Consider the following 19,231-nt stretch of genomic DNA (forward strand, 5'->3'; position numbering starts at 1 on the left):
CTCTTTAGGGAGGCCATTTTTTTAGGCATAATCAGGCAAAAATTGGTTCTCTACGTTCAAGATCCGTAAGCACAACTTCTGGCAGAGTACGGCAAGCAGGTTGAAAATAGACAGCTGCATCAGTCCTTTTCCTTCCAACATCTCATCTTCACATTTGATTCCGATCCTAACCTGATTTCCTTTTTCAAGCTGTACCGCAACAGCACAATAGACGCCTACTGTGTCTTCGATCACTTTTATGATGGCCGTTTCGTCCAATGGCCGGTTTCCCGCACCCCAAATGACCGTTGATGCCAACTTGGGGCATCTTGAAGTCTTTTTCGCAGACATCGATACGGTTTTCTGGTGCTCCATGGTCTGTACCATTTGTTTTACCGTGAAATTACTGGAATTCAATCATATATTACCATTTATACTTTATATGTAAAACATAAGGGAATGTTATGATTTTCCCATAACGTACCACATTGTGCCTGTCTTGAGTTTTGTATTGAAAGGCACTATTACGCTTGTTCCAACGTTATGAAATGAACAAACACCTAACCTTATGTCTTTTCGTATCAAGTCTCTTGGTCCATGCGTTATTTCTTTTCTTTTTTTGGTTACGCTTCTTTCTTGTGAAGAAGAGGGGACAGCCGAACAAAATCTTCAAAAAATCGCGCTAAAAATAGAGACCTCAAATGGTAGTTCGGGTGTTGCAGACCTTGTCGTGACCAATCAAAATGGTAGCGCTGTTTACACTAATTCCATTCCTGTTGACACCGTCGAAGAAATTGAACTGGACATAAAAGTAGATGCAACCTATGTACTCGAGGTTGACGACTCCACTTTTGGCCGTATTAAAATGTACGCAACAGGCGAAGCACTCCAAACCCATACTTTAGAAAGTCCATTTATTCTTCAATTTGGGCATTATAAAAATCAACAGGTGGCAACCTTTCAGGTACGGTCAGATAACCAACCCCCTTCCCAACTCAGATTTATTGATTTGGCGCTGTTACAATCAAATGAAGCTTCCCTGTATCACATTGATTGGGGTGATGGTAGCGAGTATGTAGCGCAATCTCCCAACGAAATTCGATCACAAAGCGATAGAATTGAACATCGCTATTCAGCTTCAGGGAATTACACCATCACGATCAGTACTACAAGTTTGGAAGAAGTAGAAGGAATAGAACTTCAAGTAACGGGTAACGGCATAGGCGACCATATTCAAACGCTGCAATTGGAAGACCTTCCAAACTTGAATTACCTCAACCTAGGCGATAATGACCTCACCAATATAGATTCGATCATAGCAAACTACCCAAATCTGAACCATTTAAGTATTCGATTTGGTAATCTGACCGCTATTGATTTATCGCAAAATTCTTTGCTAGAGATCTTGATTGTCTCCGATAACTTTGATACTGAGATCAAAGGGTTATCAACCTTGACCCATTTGAAATTTCTTGGACTAACGGGTATAGTTGAAGATCTAAACCTATCAATCTTTACTGAATTAAGCCATTTATCCTTAAAAGGGCACAAAACGAGCACTCTTGATGTTACTCAAAACACTAAATTGACGAGCTTGCTCTTGCAATTGAATGATTTGGAAGAAATACATCTTGATTCAAATGTAAATCTTGAAACGCTTTACATCACCAATAATAAACTTACCCAACTTGATTTGAGTAACAATCCTGAAATCAAGACCTTAAATTTATATGCCAATTACATTGAAGAATTAGATCTTGGCCAACAAGATAAGTTAGAATACCTTAACCTGTCTTCAGTACATCTAAAACAGGTTACGGCTCCAGAAAGTCTTGATAACATTACTTTTATTGATCTATCCGATTCCCGATTTTTAGATGAAGCGGCATTACTCGATGCGGTTTTCAAAGGGCAGGAAAATAACCTCAAAAAAGACGGACAAATTATTTTTAACGAATTGGCCGTTATATTGGATCGACAAATTGAATTGTTACAAGAAATGGTCGATGACCATAACTGGAACATCAATATCCCGTAAAAAAAGGTAATGTATGGCCTGAAGATTGTCCTGAGCATGACTAGGGATATTTTGTTTTGATATCGAAACGGTACACTTCAATCCAAATAACGAGCTCTCCTTTGAATTTTTCTTCTTAAAAGGCCCAACAAGCAATCTTTCGTGATCTTAGCTTTGGCCACTGGCCAAACCTTAAATACAAAATGTAAGAAAATAGAACACTGTTTTACTGGAAGCAGCAAGGCTGTGTGAGTAAAAGCGTATAAATGGCAGAAAAACCCCAGAAAGTCTAAGGTTTTTATGTAGTGGGTTTATACAATCAATGTCTATATTGAAGTACCCCAATCCATTAGCTTACTTCCTTTTGTTTTATCTATTGAAAAAATACCCGTTTATGGGTATTGCTTGCTTAAATTACTGTTGTCAAATTTGGATACGATTAACTTTTTGATAAATGAATAAACAAGTCATTCTTGCCCTTCTGTTATTATGCAGTATTTGCTTTGGACAAAAACAGAAAAGAATTGTAATAAATCTTGATGTTGATGCTCGTGAGTTCAAGTCTGAGGATTTATCAAAAATTCCGTTTGATCAGCACTTTTTCATTTATGGGAAAACCAAAAATGAAAAAATAAAAACAGTTGAAGTAAGATACAAGTTGATTAATTACAAACCTGGAAAACACTACTTCTTTGTACCAAATGAAGACGAACAAGAAGTCATAGATAGTTTAAAAGCAGTTTATAAAAAGAGAAAGGCTGAGAATAAAGATAAGGATGATAAAAAGGAAATTAATGAGAATTATGATTTATACATAAAGGTAGATTCAGCAATTGTCCATAATGGAAGCTTTAAAATTTTTGCACCAAAACTACATCCAAACGAATATTATTCTTTTGAATTTATTTTTAAAGAGAATATAAATCTTCCAGAAGCTGAGAACAAAAAGCTAAGACTTTCATTGCTGACTACTATAGACGGTGCTGTAAGTTATAAGAACACTAATTTTAAAGAATCTGATATCATAAGACTACGTGAAAACATTAGCCAACAGATAGAACAGGCTACAGGTAATGTTCCTCTTTATGATAAAGATGACAAGGTAATAACTGACCTTAGTAAATTATTGATAAAGGATAAATCTTTAAAGAAATCATTTGATGATCTGGCCAACTACAATAAAAAAATAGTAGAAGCACAGAAAAAATTATTTTTTGTCGATTGGAAAGATAATCAATGGTCCAAATTTGAAATAGCATATAAAATCATCAATGAATTAAGCACCAACAAAGAAAGTGCAGTCAATGCGATAGAGTCAATCTTGGCAAGTACATTTCTGTCCGAAGAATTAGATAAACCGGTAAACTCCGTTTTAGACCCTGAAATTACTTTAAAAGGTATGCTTGAGTTTATCTTAAATGATTATTCAAGAAGTGAATATGGTTTTCAAAGAACTAAAACTTCTTTTCCTACAATGTATTTAGATGATGTCCGGGACAAAAGTCAAAGCTATATTCTAGAAATTTTGACCGGAAATGCTAAGATTAAGGGCAATATCATTGAGCAAACTGCTAAATATGATCAACAAAGTGCACAATTACTGCTAGCTACTTTTATTCGCATACAAAACTTAAAGAAAGAAAACGGAGATTCTTTTGTTCCTGCAAAAAAATTCGAAACATTGAACAGTTATTTCCTAAAATGGTTAGAACAGGTAAGAATTATTGAAAGTTTTCAGGCTGATATTGACGCCGAAAAGGAAGTCAATGTGAATATTTTAAAAGATGTTTATACTTCCTTTTCATTTACGGCCGATACCGACACATTTGTAACTATTGACACAAAAGAAACACCCTATGTAGGAATTGACTTTGGCATATTGGTCGCCCCGGAAATAAGCTCCACATTTCTGTTTGAAGGCCTTAATTTTCATATACGTCCCGTAAATAGAAATGCTAAATTCTCTGATTTACAAGGTCTTGACATGTGGTTGAAGAGAACCAGCATATTCTTTGGAGTTGCCCAAAGGGTGGGCAGTTATGATGACAATTACAAAAATCTAATTGGAGTGGGCTCGCCATTTGTTGGACTGGGCTTTCGCATAAATCGAATGATTAGACTGAATGGTGGATTCTTATTTTACAAAACGGAAGAGACACACCCACTGAGTAATGCCACCAATGTCGAGTCCACATATTTTTTGTCGGCCTCTATTGACATTGAATTGAAAGAGGCGCTGAAAATACTAGGAGGCTTTTTATAGTATAGAGGTATAAAACAACTATGATAACCAAAGACTAAATAGATGAAGAAAAAATATACAATCATACTTGGCCTGATTGCTTTAATAATTGTTGCCGCACTTGTTTATTTTAATCTTAAGGGTGCAAAATATGTGACCCTGACCCAAGCATTTACAAATTATAATCAAATAGAATTTGTTAAAATCGATGTGAGTCCATATAAAAGCAAAAGCAAACTTCAAAAATTGCAGTTGGAGGCGCTGCAAGAATTACCGCCTAAATCATCTATAAAGCTGAAAATTGAAAGTCCTAATGGAGTATATTTTGCGAATAAGACCAAAGAAACCGTCAAGGTTTTAGAGACCGAAATCGCTGCGGATGATTCCCTTCCAGTTATTGAATACGAGTTGATTTCAACATGGGAATTGGATAATTTGATAATGACCCATATTAATATTGAGGTATACTTTGGTACGGACGATGAACCTGTAAATTACAACTATGCTACGAATTTTCTATCTACAGTTATTACTCAATAATGGTAAAATAGGTTATTCTTTCCTTTTATTCAGTTTTTTGCTGGCCATATACGCATGCAATGGAATAGATGAGGAAACTATTCTTACCGAGGATGTTATTACTTTGAAGATTTTAAATAATTCAGGTAATGACATTGAAGAGAGCATAGGTAATGGTAGCGACCTAATCAAATTGCAGGCAGAAATTTTTAGAGAGGCAGATAAGGAATTTAGAGAAGTTACTTTTAGGGCCTCAGATGGTAATTTTGAAGGAGTATCAGAAAATTCGGCAACTGTTTTAGCTGATAATATTGGATTTGCGGAGACGATGTTGAGATTGCCACTAGATTCTGGAGAACTATTTCTTTCCGCAGAGGTCAAGGGAAAAGATGGGATAACATATGTCTCAGAAAAAACAATAAATCTGACTTCAATCGATGCGGTCATAGACCTAGATTTCAAATCAATTGATGGACAAAATTTATCTGATGTTCCAAAAGCTGATGGAAGTACTACAATTTTGATTGAAGGAACTGTCTTGGTAGATGTAGAAAACTTGAATTCCCTAACCTTTACTTCAACCAAAGGTAGATTTCAACAAACTGGTAATGGGTTGATATCTCAAAATAGGGGAGAAGACAGTAGTTTGTCTGCAGTTTATGTTGTGCCCCAAGAGGTTGGTCCTACTTTTTTTACTGTAAAGACCGGAGAATCATCGGAATATTCAAAAGATTCTGTTCTGGTTTTTGAAAGGGCTTTTGCAGATGAAATTTTCTTAGAGCCGACAACATTGAATATGAACGCTACATCTTCGAATCTAATTTCTGCTTTTCTAACGAGAAATTCAGGTAAAGTAAGCAAAGAAACGGAAGTAGACTTTGAAGCTTTCCAGACCGTAGGTGGTCTTGAGGTTAAGGTAGGTCGGTTTACTGGTCTTTCCGTCGCCAATACAGATTTAGATGGCAAAGCTACGGCCACTTTTTATGCTGATACAGGAGATATTGACTTCCTTATTCCAGTTACTATTAGAGTTTCAACTCAAACCGACTCTGGCGGCAATAGCATTACAGATGAGATAGATATTAACGTGACTGAATAGACTTTAAAAACAATGTAGACAGAGGAAAACAATATTCTTCAGACATTTTATTTCAAATGGCTCTTGTAAAATCAAATTTTGTGTTGCATCACTAAAAAATTGTAAAACTGCTGTGACATAATATTGAAGTGTTAGTCGTCGTCCCATAATGTACAGCCTTATGCCTGCCCTGAGCTGCCACACCGAGCCTGTCGAAGTGCTGTCGAAGGGGAGCAGTGGAGGCAAAAGTGCATGAGATGGTGTGCTTGAGAAGTTCTAATGTTTTCCAGTACTTTTTTTAATACTTCAAATAGATTTATGAAAAAGCACGAATATGGTAGATGCTCCTGAATGCTTATTTCATTGTTTCTAAAGGACTTGTGGATAAAGTATTCAATAGTGTATTAACCAATTCTTCAGGTTTGTACGGTTTCGGAATATACGCATCCATACCGGCCTCGTAACATCTGTCTATTTGCTCTTTCAACAAGCTTGCGGTCATTGCGATTATTGCAATTGGTTTTTCGGTAGTATTGTTACCCTCAAGACGCCTTATTTCTTTTGTAGCTTGGTAGCCATTCAATACAGGCATCTGTACATCCATTAATATCAAGTCAAAGTTTTTCTCCTGAAACTTTTCCATCGCTTGTTGGCCGTTGTCAACAATAGTTAGATCCACTTTTGGTATATACCATTCCAGGTCGTCTTTCACAACCATGACATTGAACGCATTATCTTCGGCTATCAAGATTGAAATTCCGGCTAGCGTTGCCGCTTTTGATTTGAGTTGTTCTTCGGTGAATACCGTTGTTCTATATTTGCCCTTTTCAGCTATACGCAGCGGCAGCTCGAAGAAAAATCGACTTCCCATACCTATTTGGCTATCGACATCGATTTTTCCATTCTGCAATTCGATAAGCTGCTTCGAAATGGCCAGTCCAAGGCCGGTTCCTCCTTGTTTGCCTTTAGCGATAGTATCACCCTGTTTGAATGATTCAAAAATTAGAATCGTTTCTTCGGGAGCGATTCCTTGGCCGGAATCTTTCACCTCTATCGTATAGTGATTGTCATCACGGAATACATTTATTTCAACACTGCCTTGATCTGTGAATTTTAGGGCATTGCCCACAAGATTCACCAATATCTGATGCAACCTATTGGGGTCTCCCATAATATATTTGGGGAAGTCTTTTGGGATATTGGAGCATAGTACAAGCCCTTTTTCAACGGCCTTATACTGAAATAAGCTAGTGATTTGTTGAATGACCCCGACAACATTCATCGGTTCATGAACAATATCGAGATTTCCAGATTCAATTTTTGACAAATCGAGAACATCATTAAGCAACACCAGCAGATTGTCTGAACTTGTCTTTATGGCGTCTAAATAAGCGGTCTGGGATGCAGGATGCTTTTGTCTTCGCAGGGCATTGGTCATACCAGAAATGGCATGCATGGGGGTGCGTATTTCATGGCTCATGTTGGCCAAGAACTGTTCTTTATAACGTTCTGATTGCTCTGCCCGTTGTTTTTCCCGTGCGATGATGATATTTTGTTTTCGAATGATTTTGAGGCGATTGAAAATGTAGAACAACCCTAACGCAAAAAGTAGGGCCCCAACAGCCAGCACCCATAAAAGCTTTCGTTGATTGGCCAATTTTTGATTGCTCAGGGCAGCCTGCAATGCCGCTTTTTCTTGCTCCCGTTCTTTATCTATAATTCCTATCTTAAAGGCAGTTTGGTTAGATAATAAGTTCGTATTTATCCTTTGAAATTCAGCTAGATGATATAAAGCTTTTTCAAATGCACCGGTTCGCTGATAGGTATTTCCCAAAGCTTTGTGGGCAAACCATGGCGCTACAAATTCTAGATTGGGAAGTAAAAGTGCCCTTTCGCCATAAAAAATAACGGAATCATTTTTGCTAATCGCGTTGTAATTCGCAGCCTGTATTGCATGCGCTTGTGGGTTGATTGGATCAATGTCAATACTCTTGTTGAGCAGTGAAATAGCGGTGCTATAATCTTTAAGATAGTGAAAGGCCAAACCAGCTTCTATGTATATAGACACAGATATGGACTCTGGGAGGGTAGCATCTGATAGCAGTTCTTTTTCTATTTGCTGATAAAAGGCCTCTGTTCTTTGTTTATCGCCCATTCTGCCGTAGAGTTCCAATAGTCTCCCACTAATGGTATAATAATCTTCCTTGTATTTTTCTTTGTGCTTTTTAGCCAATTCATGACCCTTTTTCAAATAGGCCTCACTTTCTTCATATTTTTCTTGATAGTTGAGCAAAAAACCGATGGTGTGATAAAAAGCTAAGGTTTCAGGTGTCTCCTTAAATTTTGGATATTCGTTTAACCTTGCCTCCAATTCCAATAGATCTAAATAGCTCAATTCAACACTTCCTAAGATGAAAAGCTTATGTTGGGCTATTTCCAATCTTGCTTTAAGTTCCTCTGCCACATCATTTGTGGCGATGGCCCTTGTGAGTTGACTTTGAAATTTGGTGAATTGAACTGTGTTATGTTTGGCGATCAGTTTGTCAAAATTCTTCCGATAATGACCAACTTTTTTTAAACTGTCCAGCCGAACGTATGCTTGAATCAAAATCACATGGGAATTCAATTTGACACCCGTATCATAAGCTCTTGAAAGATGTACACTTCTTTTACTATGTTGCAAGGCCGCTACAGGTTGGTCCATTTTTAAATATAGAAGAGAGAGATTATTGACAAGTTGATTTAAGCGACGTTTTCTAAGGTTTTTTGAAATGGCTTTTTTGGCATATATAATGGACTTTTCATTATTCCCTTGTATTCTGTATTGAAATGCAATTGCCGAATATAATCTCGGTAGGGCATTGTATGCCTTATTTTGTTTTATTTCATCTTCTAGCTTTAAGAACTGCTCTATTATTTCTTTGGCTGAATATCCTTTCAGATTACTATCGCGAAATATTTTTGCACGGTAGTACACATACCAATTCTTATCTTCCTTTGCCAATTTTTCGGCTTTTTCAAAATGGGCGACCGCTTTTTTGATCATACCCATGTCTTGAATGCCTTCAATAACATTCTTAGCGAACCGTTGGTTGATGATATGTGTGCCAAGCATGTCATAAAAACCCGCTCTAATTTTTAGAGTTACAGTATTATTGGGGTACTGTTCAATCAGTGCCTCCAAAAGGGCAACTTCTTTATATTCATCATAACGTAGAAGGTTGCCAAAGTCAAAAACCTTAGCGTCCAAGATTTTATAAAGCCCCAACATTTCTGTATCAACATCCTTTTGTTTACGGGCCGTGCCCACTTGTTGTTGCCATTTGTCAATGGAATCCAGTTTTGCTTGTGCTTCGGTATATATGGCAACAGAATCAAGCCAGGCTTCCTGGCCAAAAGAAATAAGACTGCTACAAAAGAGTAGTGCTACGATTGCTTTATTGATCATGGTGGGTTGATTTGTACCATTCCTTAAAGGCATCTTTCTTTCGTCTTGACACGGGAACAGTGGTTTGATTGGAAAGGCTCACGCTAAGTGCTTTTGGTTCGGAAACAATATGCAGTTTGTTTACCAAATGTGATTTATGGCATCTAAAAAAGTCTTTGTCTGCCAAAAGTTCTTCTAAAGTGCTCAAGGTTTTTGAAACCAGTTCACTTCTATTTTGCGTCAGATGGATGCGGCTATAATTACGGTCACCTTCTACACTGATAATGTTTTTTAGGGGCAAGTACAGTTCTCCCTCCTGGGTACGCAGCACAAGGGTCTGGTCTGCACTATTTTTAGACTTTAGATTGGCAAGGGCTCTCTGTATCGTATTGTTGGCCGAATCTTGTCGCTGACTTTCCTTAAAGCGGCGTACCGCATTTTTCAATTCGCCAAGGTCAAAAGGCTTTAAGAGGTAGTCCAGTGCATTGAACCTGATGGCCTTTATGGCATAATGTTTATACGAGGTGATAAAAATGACCTTAAAATCAATTTTCGGCAGTTGTGACAACATTTCAAAGCCTGTCATATCGGTCATCTCCACATCGAGAAAAACAAGATTGGGCTTTAGTTCGGCGATCTTAGCGATTCCTTCTTGGCCATTGTTGCCCACACCCATCACTTCAATTTCATGAAAGTGTTGTTGCAGTTTATCTTGGAGCAATTCTTGTATGAATGGATCGTCATCGATGATTATGCAGGAGATTGGATTGGTCATTCACCAAGTTATTTAGTGTAGGTCGTAATTAATTGGGAAACTTCAGCGAGGGCTTTTTCTAAGATAGCCATAATTTGAACTACATGGTCGTTCAAGTCCTTTATTGGAATTGTTTCATATTCCAATTCCAATTGTTGTACAAGGGGAACAATACTCGAAATGCCGAAAAACTGAATTTGCGGACCCATCTGATGTACTATTTGTCGAATCTTAAGTCGGTTTTGATTGTCAATGGCTCTTTGTAGTTCTATCATGCGTTCGGGTATTAACTGATTGAACTGATCAAGGTATTTCAATATTCGTTCATCATCTCCTCTAGAGATGGATAATACATTACTTAAATCAACATATTTTGTTTTCTGTTTCACTGTAATTCAAGCTTTGAACTAAAGATAGGTCATTATGCTTCAGTATGTTAAAAAAGTAATCCTACGGTCTATCCAATGGGGTCTTGCCGTTAGATCAACCGTTTGATAAGTAGGGAGGCAATAGGGTAAAAGAAGCTGTTCTCGCCAATAAACTTCCTTTATTATTGAACCAAGAACGAACAATTAACATAGAAATCATGAATGCTAGTACACACCAATTGAAGCGCATTGCAAATAAGGGGGCCATTCTCATTACCTGTATTTTCCAGATCACCTTAAGTTGCACTAAACCTGAAGAAGAAGTTGACTTTCTTCTTGATGATCCAAGTCCGCACCTCTATTCCCAATTAATCGATGCCGACTCAAATGAGCGTCATAGCATTTATTCGGACAGTATTTTGCCTAAAAAAAGTGCTCTGAGTCAAAAAAATAATTTGCCGATGCCATGGTTCAAGAATTCCACAAAATGGGCTACTACCGATAGTACTCATGCTACGGATTATGATTTTATTGACCCGGACTATTATCGGTCTCGAAAAATGCAGCATCTTTTAGCCCCTCTTGAGCCTTATCTAAAAAGCCTTAATTCTGGGCTGGCATAAATTGACCATATAAAGTAGCATAGTTGCACAGAAATTCTATTATAACATTATCTGAGTAAAACAAAACACACCCTGAAATTCAGGTCCATCTAAAGATTACCTTTGCAGGAAAGTTGAATTGAAAATTATAATCAAACGTTTTTCCTTTTTTGAAGCCTGACTATCTTGTAGTACGCGGTTCGAATTTTTATATATCAATTTAAGATGAAAATGAACACAAAAAAATTGCTGTTGCCGATTCTGAGCACTGTTGTTTTAATCAGTGGGCAATCAAATGCACAACAAGTCTTTACCCCCGCCGACCCTGAGTATTACGCTATGGACAGAGAGGACATATCGTTTGACGATGAACAGGTTCTTTTGTTCAATCACAGAGGGTTTATATCTCCTCGACAGTACAGTGTGACCCAGTTCACCAACGTATGGTTTTTACCTTTTGGAGCGCCCCGTTATGAATTCAACCTGAACTTTTTCGACAAAGGAACGGGACGTCTTATAGAAGATGATGTGCCCACCAAATGGAAGTCGTGGATAGATGATGGCGAGAGCTACGATCCGCTGGGTTCAAATTTCCGTCCGAATTCTCCATCAATAATGGTGACACAAGATGAAAGATGGCAGCCCAACCAGTATACAAGAACGGCCACCTTTCATAAAGAATATAATGAAAAATGGGTTAGTTTTTCTGCAAAGAGTTGGACCAATGTGTCTTACTATGACGATGAAGTTTTTATAAAACTTACGCTCGCCAATCGAAATTCCAAAAATTTGGAAATGACCATTATTCCAAATCAGGTTGCTGAGATCTTAGAGCGTTATACCAAGAAGGGGGCAGCGGAAGGTTCTAATAAGGCAAAGGCAATAGACACATTTACATTGGGAAGTGATATGGTTCACGTACGTGTATCCTCCTCCATCGAAAAAACAAGTGATGAAGGATTCGAAATCAATATAGGTGCGGGTGCTTCGGAAACCTATTACTTCGCTGTGAAGTTTTACAATCCTGAGGATACTCCTCCGGCAATTACCCAGACCGACATCCAGGAGAGAATGCAAAATGCGGATGAAAAGACACGGAGTATGCTGTCTTGGGCCTATGAAAGACTCCCAAAGTTCTCAAGCAGCAATAAGCAAATGGAAGCATACTATTATCGTTGTATGCTGTCTGTTTTGATGAGTCGTTATGAGAACCCAAGTTACATTTCAGAAGTCTTTTGGGCCGTGGGTACATGGCCCTATACGATAAGCTGGGACACTTCATATGCTTCAGACATCATAGGAATGTTGGATGCAGAGAGCCTTAAGGGCGCCATTTTAACAAATTTTGAGCAAGTACAACTGAAAAAAACCTATGTCGGCTGGAACGGGGCACATTGGGAGATTTTGTATATACAAGAACCTTTTGCACTTCAGATTATGATCGAGGCTTACCTCAGGCATACGGGAGATCATTCCCTTTTTGATGAGAAAGTGGCAGGCGCAACTGTTTGGGAGTGGATGCAGCGCTGGGTAGATGAACTACAGGATAATTACACAAATGAGCTGGGGCTTATAGACGTGGGGTACAACACAGAAAAGATCATCGAAATTCGTACAGATGGTTATAATCATGCCGTTCCCATCACCAATACCTTGACCATAGATTTGTTGTATACCATGTCTGATTGGGCCACCAGACGAGATGAAAAAAAATTGGGCCAGACCTATTACAAAGACGCAGAGAAGCTTAAAGGATTGGTAAATAAATACCTGTGGAATGAAGCATTGGGATGGTTTGACAATTATTATCCAGATGGTACCAAGGGCACGATTTGGACCTATCACTTGTTCGATCTGTTGGGAGCGGATTTTCTTTCATATCATCAAGCTTATAAATTGGTAAGCCACCTGCAAGAAGGTGAGTTTTTGGGTAAATATGGTGTCTATTCCATTGCACGTAGAGATACGGTTCATTGGGATCTGATAGATTCAGACTGGGGTGGTGGAGGCCAGTTTACCGGTATGCCCGGTCGTATTTCACGCAATCTGTACCAAAGGGGTTTTGCAGGTAAGGGCTGGGATGTGCTCAAGCGCAATATGCGGTATGTTGACCACTTTCCTTACCTACCTCAAAATCCACGTATTGATGTGGCAGAGCAGGATCGTTCTTCAATGCCCCTGCAAATTTCAGCAGGTTCAGGGTGGGAGGCCATTGTTTTTGGAACTTTTGGTGTAAAAATGGAAGAAGACAAACTCATCATTAAGCCTTTCAACCATGAAGATATTGGGGAAGCAACATTGAAGGATATTCAATGGAAGGGAAGAAATTTTGGTATCGAACTGACCCGAAAGACCTTTTCTGTGTATGAAGGTGATGAACTTCTTGCCCAAAAATTTTATGGAGAAGCCGTAACCATCAAATGACAGCTGTTGACAACAAATTTAAGGGTAAAGGTCTACTGCTTCTTAAAAGTAAAAACGCAATAAAAAATTGGGGGTGAAACCCAATGACAATTGTTCTAATTGGTCAATTTCTTGCAATCCTGTCTGGGGATTGTCATCTACACGGTAAAAAACAGAGAGCGGTACCTGCCGCGCATATAAGTTTTGCAATGACAGGCCAAATACACCCCGATAGTTTTTTCGGGATGCTAATTTAAATCGGTATTGTGCAGAGGCATCCAGACGATGGTAATTGGGCAATCGTTGACTATTTATTGCCCCAAAAGTTATATCGCCCTCAACGGCATCGAACCCGGTTACTGGAGTAAAGGGTGCGCCCGTTCTAAAATTCCAGCCCAATGAAAAACGCCAATTACCCTTTTCATAGGTATTTGAAAGGGTAAAATTGTGGGTGATATCATTATTGCCCGGAAACTTGGCATTGGCCAATTCATCAAACCGATAGTCTACTGAATTATATGTGTATCCTAGCCAAATGCGATAGTCGGCCCATTGCTTTTTGACCAAAAGATCCACTCCAAGAACATCGCTGGCGCCCTGTGAATATTCTTCAGAAGCGCTGGTGAACCCATTGGTAAAAGATGTGAGTCCGTCAATCTTTTTAATATAACCATCCAAATCAATGGTCCACCCTTTAGAATCCAACAAAATTCCCGCAGAGAACTGTTCACTCTCCAACAATGGAAATTCATCGTTATCGGTCAACGTCCATGTTCCACTTTGAAGGCGCAAACGGGTATCATCAAATTCAACCAGTTGGCTAAGGGTCTGGTATCTTTTTTCACCGGTCAACTTGAGCCGTATTGACTTGCTGACTGGGTATTCGATATTTGCACGAGGTTCAAAATACCATCCATTTAATATAGAATATGTTGTCGCCCGAATTCCAAGGCTGAGTAGACCTTTGCTTTTTGTTCGATAGTAAAAAGTGGCATACAGTGAATTGGAGTCGTTTTTTCTGTCTGTGACTTCATTGAAGTCACGCTCATCGGCTGATTCGATGCCTTCTTCATCACTGTCATCGGGTTCTATGTCTTCCGTTCCCAATTCGTCACGAAAGAGCTGGTAGAAAACTTCGTTTCTTGAGATTTGATACCCCAGTTTCAATGTATTCTCATTGTTGAGATCATAGGCGATGTTCACATCGAGTCCATAATCAGTCACCGAGTTTCTCCGTAGGTTTTCCTCAGTCACATCCTGTCCATCCAAAAACTGATTTCGATACCGACTGTCATAGTTGGAATAATACCCACTAATGCCGTAATGCCACCTATATGCTTTTAACCCACTCCAATTAAAGCTCAAACCTTGGTTTTCAGTGGTCAGGGCATCTTGAGATTGATTCTCATCATCAAGTAGGCGAAAGTCAAGATCATTATTGGTGAGCAATCCGCTCACATAGATACTGTCGTTTTCAGAGGGTTTTACTATGAGCTTTAGATTTGTATCATAAAAAGAGAAGATTTCCTCACCCTCAACCAGGGTTTCTTCATCTTCTTCATCGTCGATCACCTGACCCATTGCATCACTCACAACTATGGTATTTTGAAATACCTTTTCAGAAATGGCCTCAAAGGTAGGTGTGCCCAATCCTTCAATATCTGCATATGAGCGTCGCCCCGAAATAACCAAACCTACAGATTCGGTTAATCTGGCCTTTACAAAGGCGTCGGCCTGGGTGCCATTAACCCCCAAGCCCCCAGTTGTTTTTTGAGGCACCTGGTTTTCTCCCTGAATATCAATGACCCCAGAGATACGGTCTCCATATTCGGCACCGGCACCGCCCTTAAAAATGGTTGCGCCAGTGGTGATATTAGGATTGAATATGGAAATCATACCAAAGAAATGGCCGGTATTGTACATTTTAATGCCATCATACAAAATAAGGTTTTGATCTGCCGAACCACCTCTAATCTGTATATCGGAAACTGTTTCGTTTATGCTTGTGATTCCCGGCACCCACTGTGAAGATTGAAAAATATCCGATTCGACCAGACCGGGCAGTATACCTTGTTTGCTTGAGTTCAGGGCCAAAGACCCATCTGCGTTTTTGTCGATGCCTTCTATTAAATAAGACCTTACCACGACCTCCCTGAGCGATTCGGCCCTAGGATTCAAAAAGAAATTCAGACAACTATTTTTGTCGAAGTCGGTAGGAAACAGTAATTCGCTGGCATACCCAATATATTGTAACAAGACTCCGTTTGTCAAGTTTTCATTTTCTATAGCGAAATATCCGTTTTCGTCGGAGGTAAACCCCTTGGTCGTGCCTTTGATGATAATGGTGGCATAGGGGAGGGCTTTTTTGGTGATCCTATCGAACAAATAGCCGCAAACCGAGATACGATTGTCGGGCAGACTTATGATAACCTGATTCTCTCCAATACGCTCAAAGCTGAGCAAGGTAGTCTTGCCCAAAAAAGAAAGCAGTTCGTTGACCTCGATGGATTTCGCTTTTTTCGTAATCGATTTATCGGCTACCAGTTCATCTGAAAATGAAAAGAGCAATCCGGTCTTTTGTTCCAAATCGAGCAGTACCGATTTTAGCGGTGTGTCTCGATAATCCACCTCGACGGTCTGTTGGGCTGATACTGTGACCAAGAAGAATAACGGGAAAAATAAGGAAAGAAGCCTACTGCCGTTCGCTGACATTAAGAAAAACGGTTTTTTTGTCTTTGCTGAGCTCATATTCAATACCCATGGGAACGAAAACAGATTTAAGGGCAATTTCCAAATTATCATGTACAAAGTTTCCGGTGAAATGACCTTGAATCATATCGGGCGTGAAATCAAACGAAATGTCATAGTACATGCCCAATTCTTTCATGACGATCAGAAGTTCCGTATTGGAAAATCGACTCATACCGCTCTGCCACGCTGGTCGGGTATCCTCATGTTTAAATGCCAACAAAATCTTTCCCTTTAATTGAACGACATCGCCAGCGTTTAAGTATGCTTCTTGCTGTTCAGGTTCATTTTCATAGCGTACCCGGCCTTCATAGCAATACAATTCAAATGATGAGGGCCTCGCCTTGACATTGAATTCAGTACCAAGCACGTCAATGGTTCCAGATTCGGTGTTGACACTGAAGTCATCACCTTTGGTTACTTTAAAAAAGCCCTCTCCGTTCAGGTTGACCACTTTATTTTCCATCCAAAAGAAGCGCTTATGGGATAATGTCGATTGTGCATTTAAATCTATTTCGGTGCCATCCGGTAAAGAAACCGTTATTTTTTCCCCCGTAGCGGTAGAGTAGGTCACTTTGCTGAAAAAGAGACCAAAAAGTACCAAGATTGAAGCCGCAATACCTACAGTATAGTATAATGGTCTTAACCGAATTACGTTGACGGGTTTTTGATTTCCAATTTCCCTCCAAGTGCGTTCACGGAGTGCTTCTTTGTCAAAATCAGGCTTTTGAAAGGCCTTGAGGCCCATCGCCAAGCGTTGATATTCTTCATACTCAGATGATGCCTCGAACTCGGCACGCTCAGCTTCAGTCAACTCACCTGAGAGCCAACGGGCCATTATGGTATCATCTTTTTCCTCGAACATAATTGTGTTACATATATCAAGGGAACAGGTTACTCTTTTTTTACCCTACCCCCATATCATCAAATATTCTTCACGACCTTTCGCAATTTGACCAAGGCCTTGTGCATACGTTTTTCCACTGCCTTTTGGGACACTCCCAAAAACTCGGCAATTTCCTTATAAGTCATTTGGTCCATTCGGTTCAACAAAAAAACCTCCCGCTGCCCTTCAGGCAAATTTGCTATGGCATTTTGCAATCGCTCCAGAAACTCTTTTTCCTCCAATTGAAATTCAGGAGTTTCGGTATTGGAGTTTTTCTGGGGCCTTTTGGCATACTTCAACATCACTTTTTGGTGGTCTACTTGATTGTAAAATGCATTTTTGGCCACTTTAAAAAGAAAACCCCTGGCTTTTTCAAATAAAATCTTTTTGCAGTTCTTCCACAATTTAATGAATGCGTCCTGTACCAAATCCTCAGCCTGCTGTAAGTCACCGCACTGATAGTAAAGGTAATTGCGAAGAGACTCTGAGTTCAAATCGAACAGCTCATTAAAAACCTTTTTGTCACAAACAGACTTTTCGCTTTGGCTCATGAAAAGATTTTTTTGCTAAGGGGGTGGGGTGAATTCAAAGTATCCTGTTCTACTATCAAAACTAAAAAAATCTTGGTTATGAATGTCCCAAAGCAATTTAAGTTCATCCTTGTTGGGTTAAGTCTATTGGCGCTGGTTTCCATTTTGTACAAAACAAATTTGTTGTCTAAACATGAAAATTCCTTTAAGGCCGATGAAAGCTACCACATTACCTATCGGTATTTTTTTAAGACCGATACGGGAAGCACCTTTATTAAAGCCTATCTTCCTAAAAACAATGTCAGACAACAAATTAAGGGGCAAAAGAACATAATGCCCAAGCATGTACGGTTTACAACGTTGGCCGAGGGGCCGAACCTAAGGGGCAACTGGTTGACCAAAGTTGAAAACACGTATGAAAGTGTCAGTTATTCCTTTTTGTTCAAGGGCAAGGGTCAAATTTTTGGATTGCCCGAAAACTTCAAACCCTATACGAGCGGAATGGAATATTATTTGATGGCCACCAAAAATATTCAGGCTGCTGCGCCCCGAATTAAGCGACTGGCAAGAAATTTGAAAAAGGGCACCGCTTCAGACAGGGAAACGATTCAGGCATTGTTCGATTATGTTCACCATATTCCCTCTGCACCTATCATTACACTTACCGATGCCCTGAGTGCTTTAGAACGCAATGAGGCCTCCTGCAATGGCAAAAGTCGTTTACTGGTAGCTTTGGCCAGAAGTTTGGGATATCCGGCCCGTATAAAAGGGGGTATCATCTTAAAAGAATCGAATAAGCGCACTTCACATGCATGGACGGAGCTTTTCATCAATGGTGTTTGGGTGCCTTTTGATGCCTTGAACGGACATTTTGCCTACTTGCCCGCCAATTACCTGGAACTGTACGAAGGTGATGCTTTTTTGGTTACCCACAGCCCAGGAATCCAGTTTGATTATTCCTACGAAATCAATAGACAGGAATCATTGTCAATGCTTAACGAAGAAGCTGAGGAGGTGAAAAAAGTCACAACTTTTTCGTTGTGGGGTTTGGTCAAAAATAAATCCATTTCAAAAAAGAACCTGTTTTTATTGCTGATGCTTCCATTGGGCGGGTTGATCGTTGCCATATTACGAAATATTGTGGGCATACGCACTTTTGGGGTGTTCTTGCCCGTTCTAATTGCCTTTTCCGTATTCGAGACCGGTTTTATGACAGGGATGGCGCTCTTTCTGTTCTTGATTTTGTTCGTTGGGCTGATTACCCGCCCCTTTGACAACTTGGGTTTATTGCATACACCAAAATTGGTCATTTCATTGACCTTGATGGTCTTGGTGATGGCGCTGGGGAATTATTTGGGAACTTCATTTGGGGTCGCGTGGTTGAGTTCGTTGACGCTTTTCCCGACCATCATCTTGACCATATCGGCAGAACGGTTTTCAAAGCTGATCGTCGAAGACGGATTTCAAAAGGCTACCGGCACTTTACTGCAGACATTGGTAGCGGTCAGTGTTTGCTTTTTGCTCTTTTCGATAAAGGGATTGGACATTATTTTGATTCTATTCCCTGAACTTTTGCTGTTGGTTATCGCCGCTTGCATGCTATTGGGTCGATATGTGGGCCTCAGATGGACCGAACTTTTCAGATTTCAACCCTTGTTGAACCCCAAATTTGCCTAGA

14 protein-coding genes are annotated in these 19,231 nt (G+C 39.5%); 7 read left to right on the top strand and 7 right to left on the bottom strand.

Features of this window, described 5'->3' with window-relative positions; genetic code table 11:
* Nucleotides 1–21: 21 nt before the first annotated feature.
* Nucleotides 22–354, bottom strand: coding sequence for a hypothetical protein (locus L0P89_RS15585; protein WP_235266040.1), 333 nt, complete (start codon nucleotides 352–354; stop codon nucleotides 22–24).
* Between the two features lie 193 nt (nucleotides 355–547).
* On the opposite strand from L0P89_RS15585, the gene L0P89_RS15590 reads away from it, so the two are divergent.
* The 4 genes from L0P89_RS15590 to L0P89_RS15605 all read left to right on the top strand — a co-directional run bounded on the left by L0P89_RS15590 (nucleotide 548) and on the right by L0P89_RS15605 (nucleotide 5,856).
* Nucleotides 548–2,017 (top strand): leucine-rich repeat domain-containing protein, encoded by a 1,470-nt coding sequence (locus tag L0P89_RS15590; protein WP_235266041.1) that lies wholly within the window; start codon nucleotides 548–550, stop codon nucleotides 2,015–2,017.
* Between the two features lie 433 nt (nucleotides 2,018–2,450).
* On the top strand, nucleotides 2,451–4,259 hold the full coding sequence (locus L0P89_RS15595) for a hypothetical protein (RefSeq protein WP_235266042.1): 1,809 nt from the start codon (nucleotides 2,451–2,453) through the stop codon (nucleotides 4,257–4,259).
* 42 nt (nucleotides 4,260–4,301) lie between these two features.
* Nucleotides 4,302–4,778: a hypothetical protein gene (locus L0P89_RS15600; RefSeq protein ID WP_235266043.1), complete on the top strand. Its 477-nt coding sequence runs from the start codon at nucleotides 4,302–4,304 to the stop codon at nucleotides 4,776–4,778.
* On the top strand, nucleotides 4,741–5,856 hold the full coding sequence (locus L0P89_RS15605; RefSeq protein WP_235266044.1) for a hypothetical protein: 1,116 nt from the start codon (nucleotides 4,741–4,743) through the stop codon (nucleotides 5,854–5,856). The genes L0P89_RS15600 and L0P89_RS15605 overlap by 38 nt, the downstream gene beginning before the upstream one ends.
* Nucleotides 5,857–6,190: 334 nt before the next feature.
* On the opposite strand, the gene L0P89_RS15610 is transcribed toward L0P89_RS15605, so the two are convergent.
* The 3 genes from L0P89_RS15610 to L0P89_RS15620 are packed head-to-tail and all read right to left on the bottom strand — an operon-like array spanning nucleotide 6,191 to nucleotide 10,405.
* Nucleotides 6,191–9,283: an ATP-binding protein gene (locus tag L0P89_RS15610; RefSeq protein ID WP_235266045.1), complete on the bottom strand. Its 3,093-nt coding sequence runs from the start codon at nucleotides 9,281–9,283 to the stop codon at nucleotides 6,191–6,193.
* Complete coding sequence (locus L0P89_RS15615) at nucleotides 9,273–10,037, bottom strand: LytTR family DNA-binding domain-containing protein (RefSeq protein ID WP_235266046.1); 765 nt, start codon at nucleotides 10,035–10,037, stop codon at nucleotides 9,273–9,275. The genes L0P89_RS15610 and L0P89_RS15615 overlap by 11 nt, the downstream gene beginning before the upstream one ends.
* An 8-nt stretch (nucleotides 10,038–10,045) precedes the next feature.
* A complete protein-coding gene (locus L0P89_RS15620) occupies nucleotides 10,046–10,405 on the bottom strand; it encodes a hypothetical protein (RefSeq protein WP_235266047.1) in 360 nt (119 codons plus the stop codon).
* Nucleotides 10,406–10,602: 197 nt separating this feature from the next.
* On the opposite strand from L0P89_RS15620, the gene L0P89_RS15625 reads away from it, so the two are divergent.
* The gene (locus tag L0P89_RS15625; protein ID WP_235266048.1) at nucleotides 10,603–11,007 is read left to right on the top strand and encodes a hypothetical protein; all 405 of its coding nucleotides are present in this window, start codon (nucleotides 10,603–10,605) and stop codon (nucleotides 11,005–11,007) included.
* 210 nt (nucleotides 11,008–11,217) lie between these two features.
* Complete coding sequence (locus tag L0P89_RS15630) at nucleotides 11,218–13,410, top strand: hypothetical protein (protein ID WP_235266049.1); 2,193 nt, start codon at nucleotides 11,218–11,220, stop codon at nucleotides 13,408–13,410.
* Nucleotides 13,411–13,452: 42 nt separating this feature from the next.
* On the opposite strand, the gene L0P89_RS15635 is transcribed toward L0P89_RS15630, so the two are convergent.
* Genes L0P89_RS15635 through L0P89_RS15645 form a run of 3 tightly spaced genes read right to left on the bottom strand, consistent with a single transcriptional unit; the run spans nucleotide 13,453 to nucleotide 17,574 of the window.
* Nucleotides 13,453–16,101, bottom strand: coding sequence for a carboxypeptidase-like regulatory domain-containing protein (locus L0P89_RS15635; RefSeq protein ID WP_235266050.1), 2,649 nt, complete (start codon nucleotides 16,099–16,101; stop codon nucleotides 13,453–13,455).
* The gene (locus L0P89_RS15640; RefSeq protein ID WP_235266051.1) at nucleotides 16,082–17,002 is read right to left on the bottom strand and encodes a FecR family protein; all 921 of its coding nucleotides are present in this window, start codon (nucleotides 17,000–17,002) and stop codon (nucleotides 16,082–16,084) included. The genes L0P89_RS15635 and L0P89_RS15640 overlap by 20 nt, the downstream gene beginning before the upstream one ends.
* Before the next feature lie 59 nt (nucleotides 17,003–17,061).
* Complete coding sequence (locus L0P89_RS15645) at nucleotides 17,062–17,574, bottom strand: RNA polymerase sigma factor (protein WP_235266052.1); 513 nt, start codon at nucleotides 17,572–17,574, stop codon at nucleotides 17,062–17,064.
* A 162-nt stretch (nucleotides 17,575–17,736) separates the two neighbouring features.
* On the opposite strand from L0P89_RS15645, the gene L0P89_RS15650 reads away from it, so the two are divergent.
* Nucleotides 17,737–19,230 (top strand): 7TM domain-containing protein, encoded by a 1,494-nt coding sequence (locus L0P89_RS15650; protein WP_235266053.1) that lies wholly within the window; start codon nucleotides 17,737–17,739, stop codon nucleotides 19,228–19,230.
* The last annotated feature ends 1 nt before the right edge of the window (nucleotide 19,231 follow it).

It is taken from the genome of Muricauda sp. SCSIO 65647, assembly GCF_021534965.1.
GTDB lineage: Bacteria > Bacteroidota > Bacteroidia > Flavobacteriales > Flavobacteriaceae > Flagellimonas_A.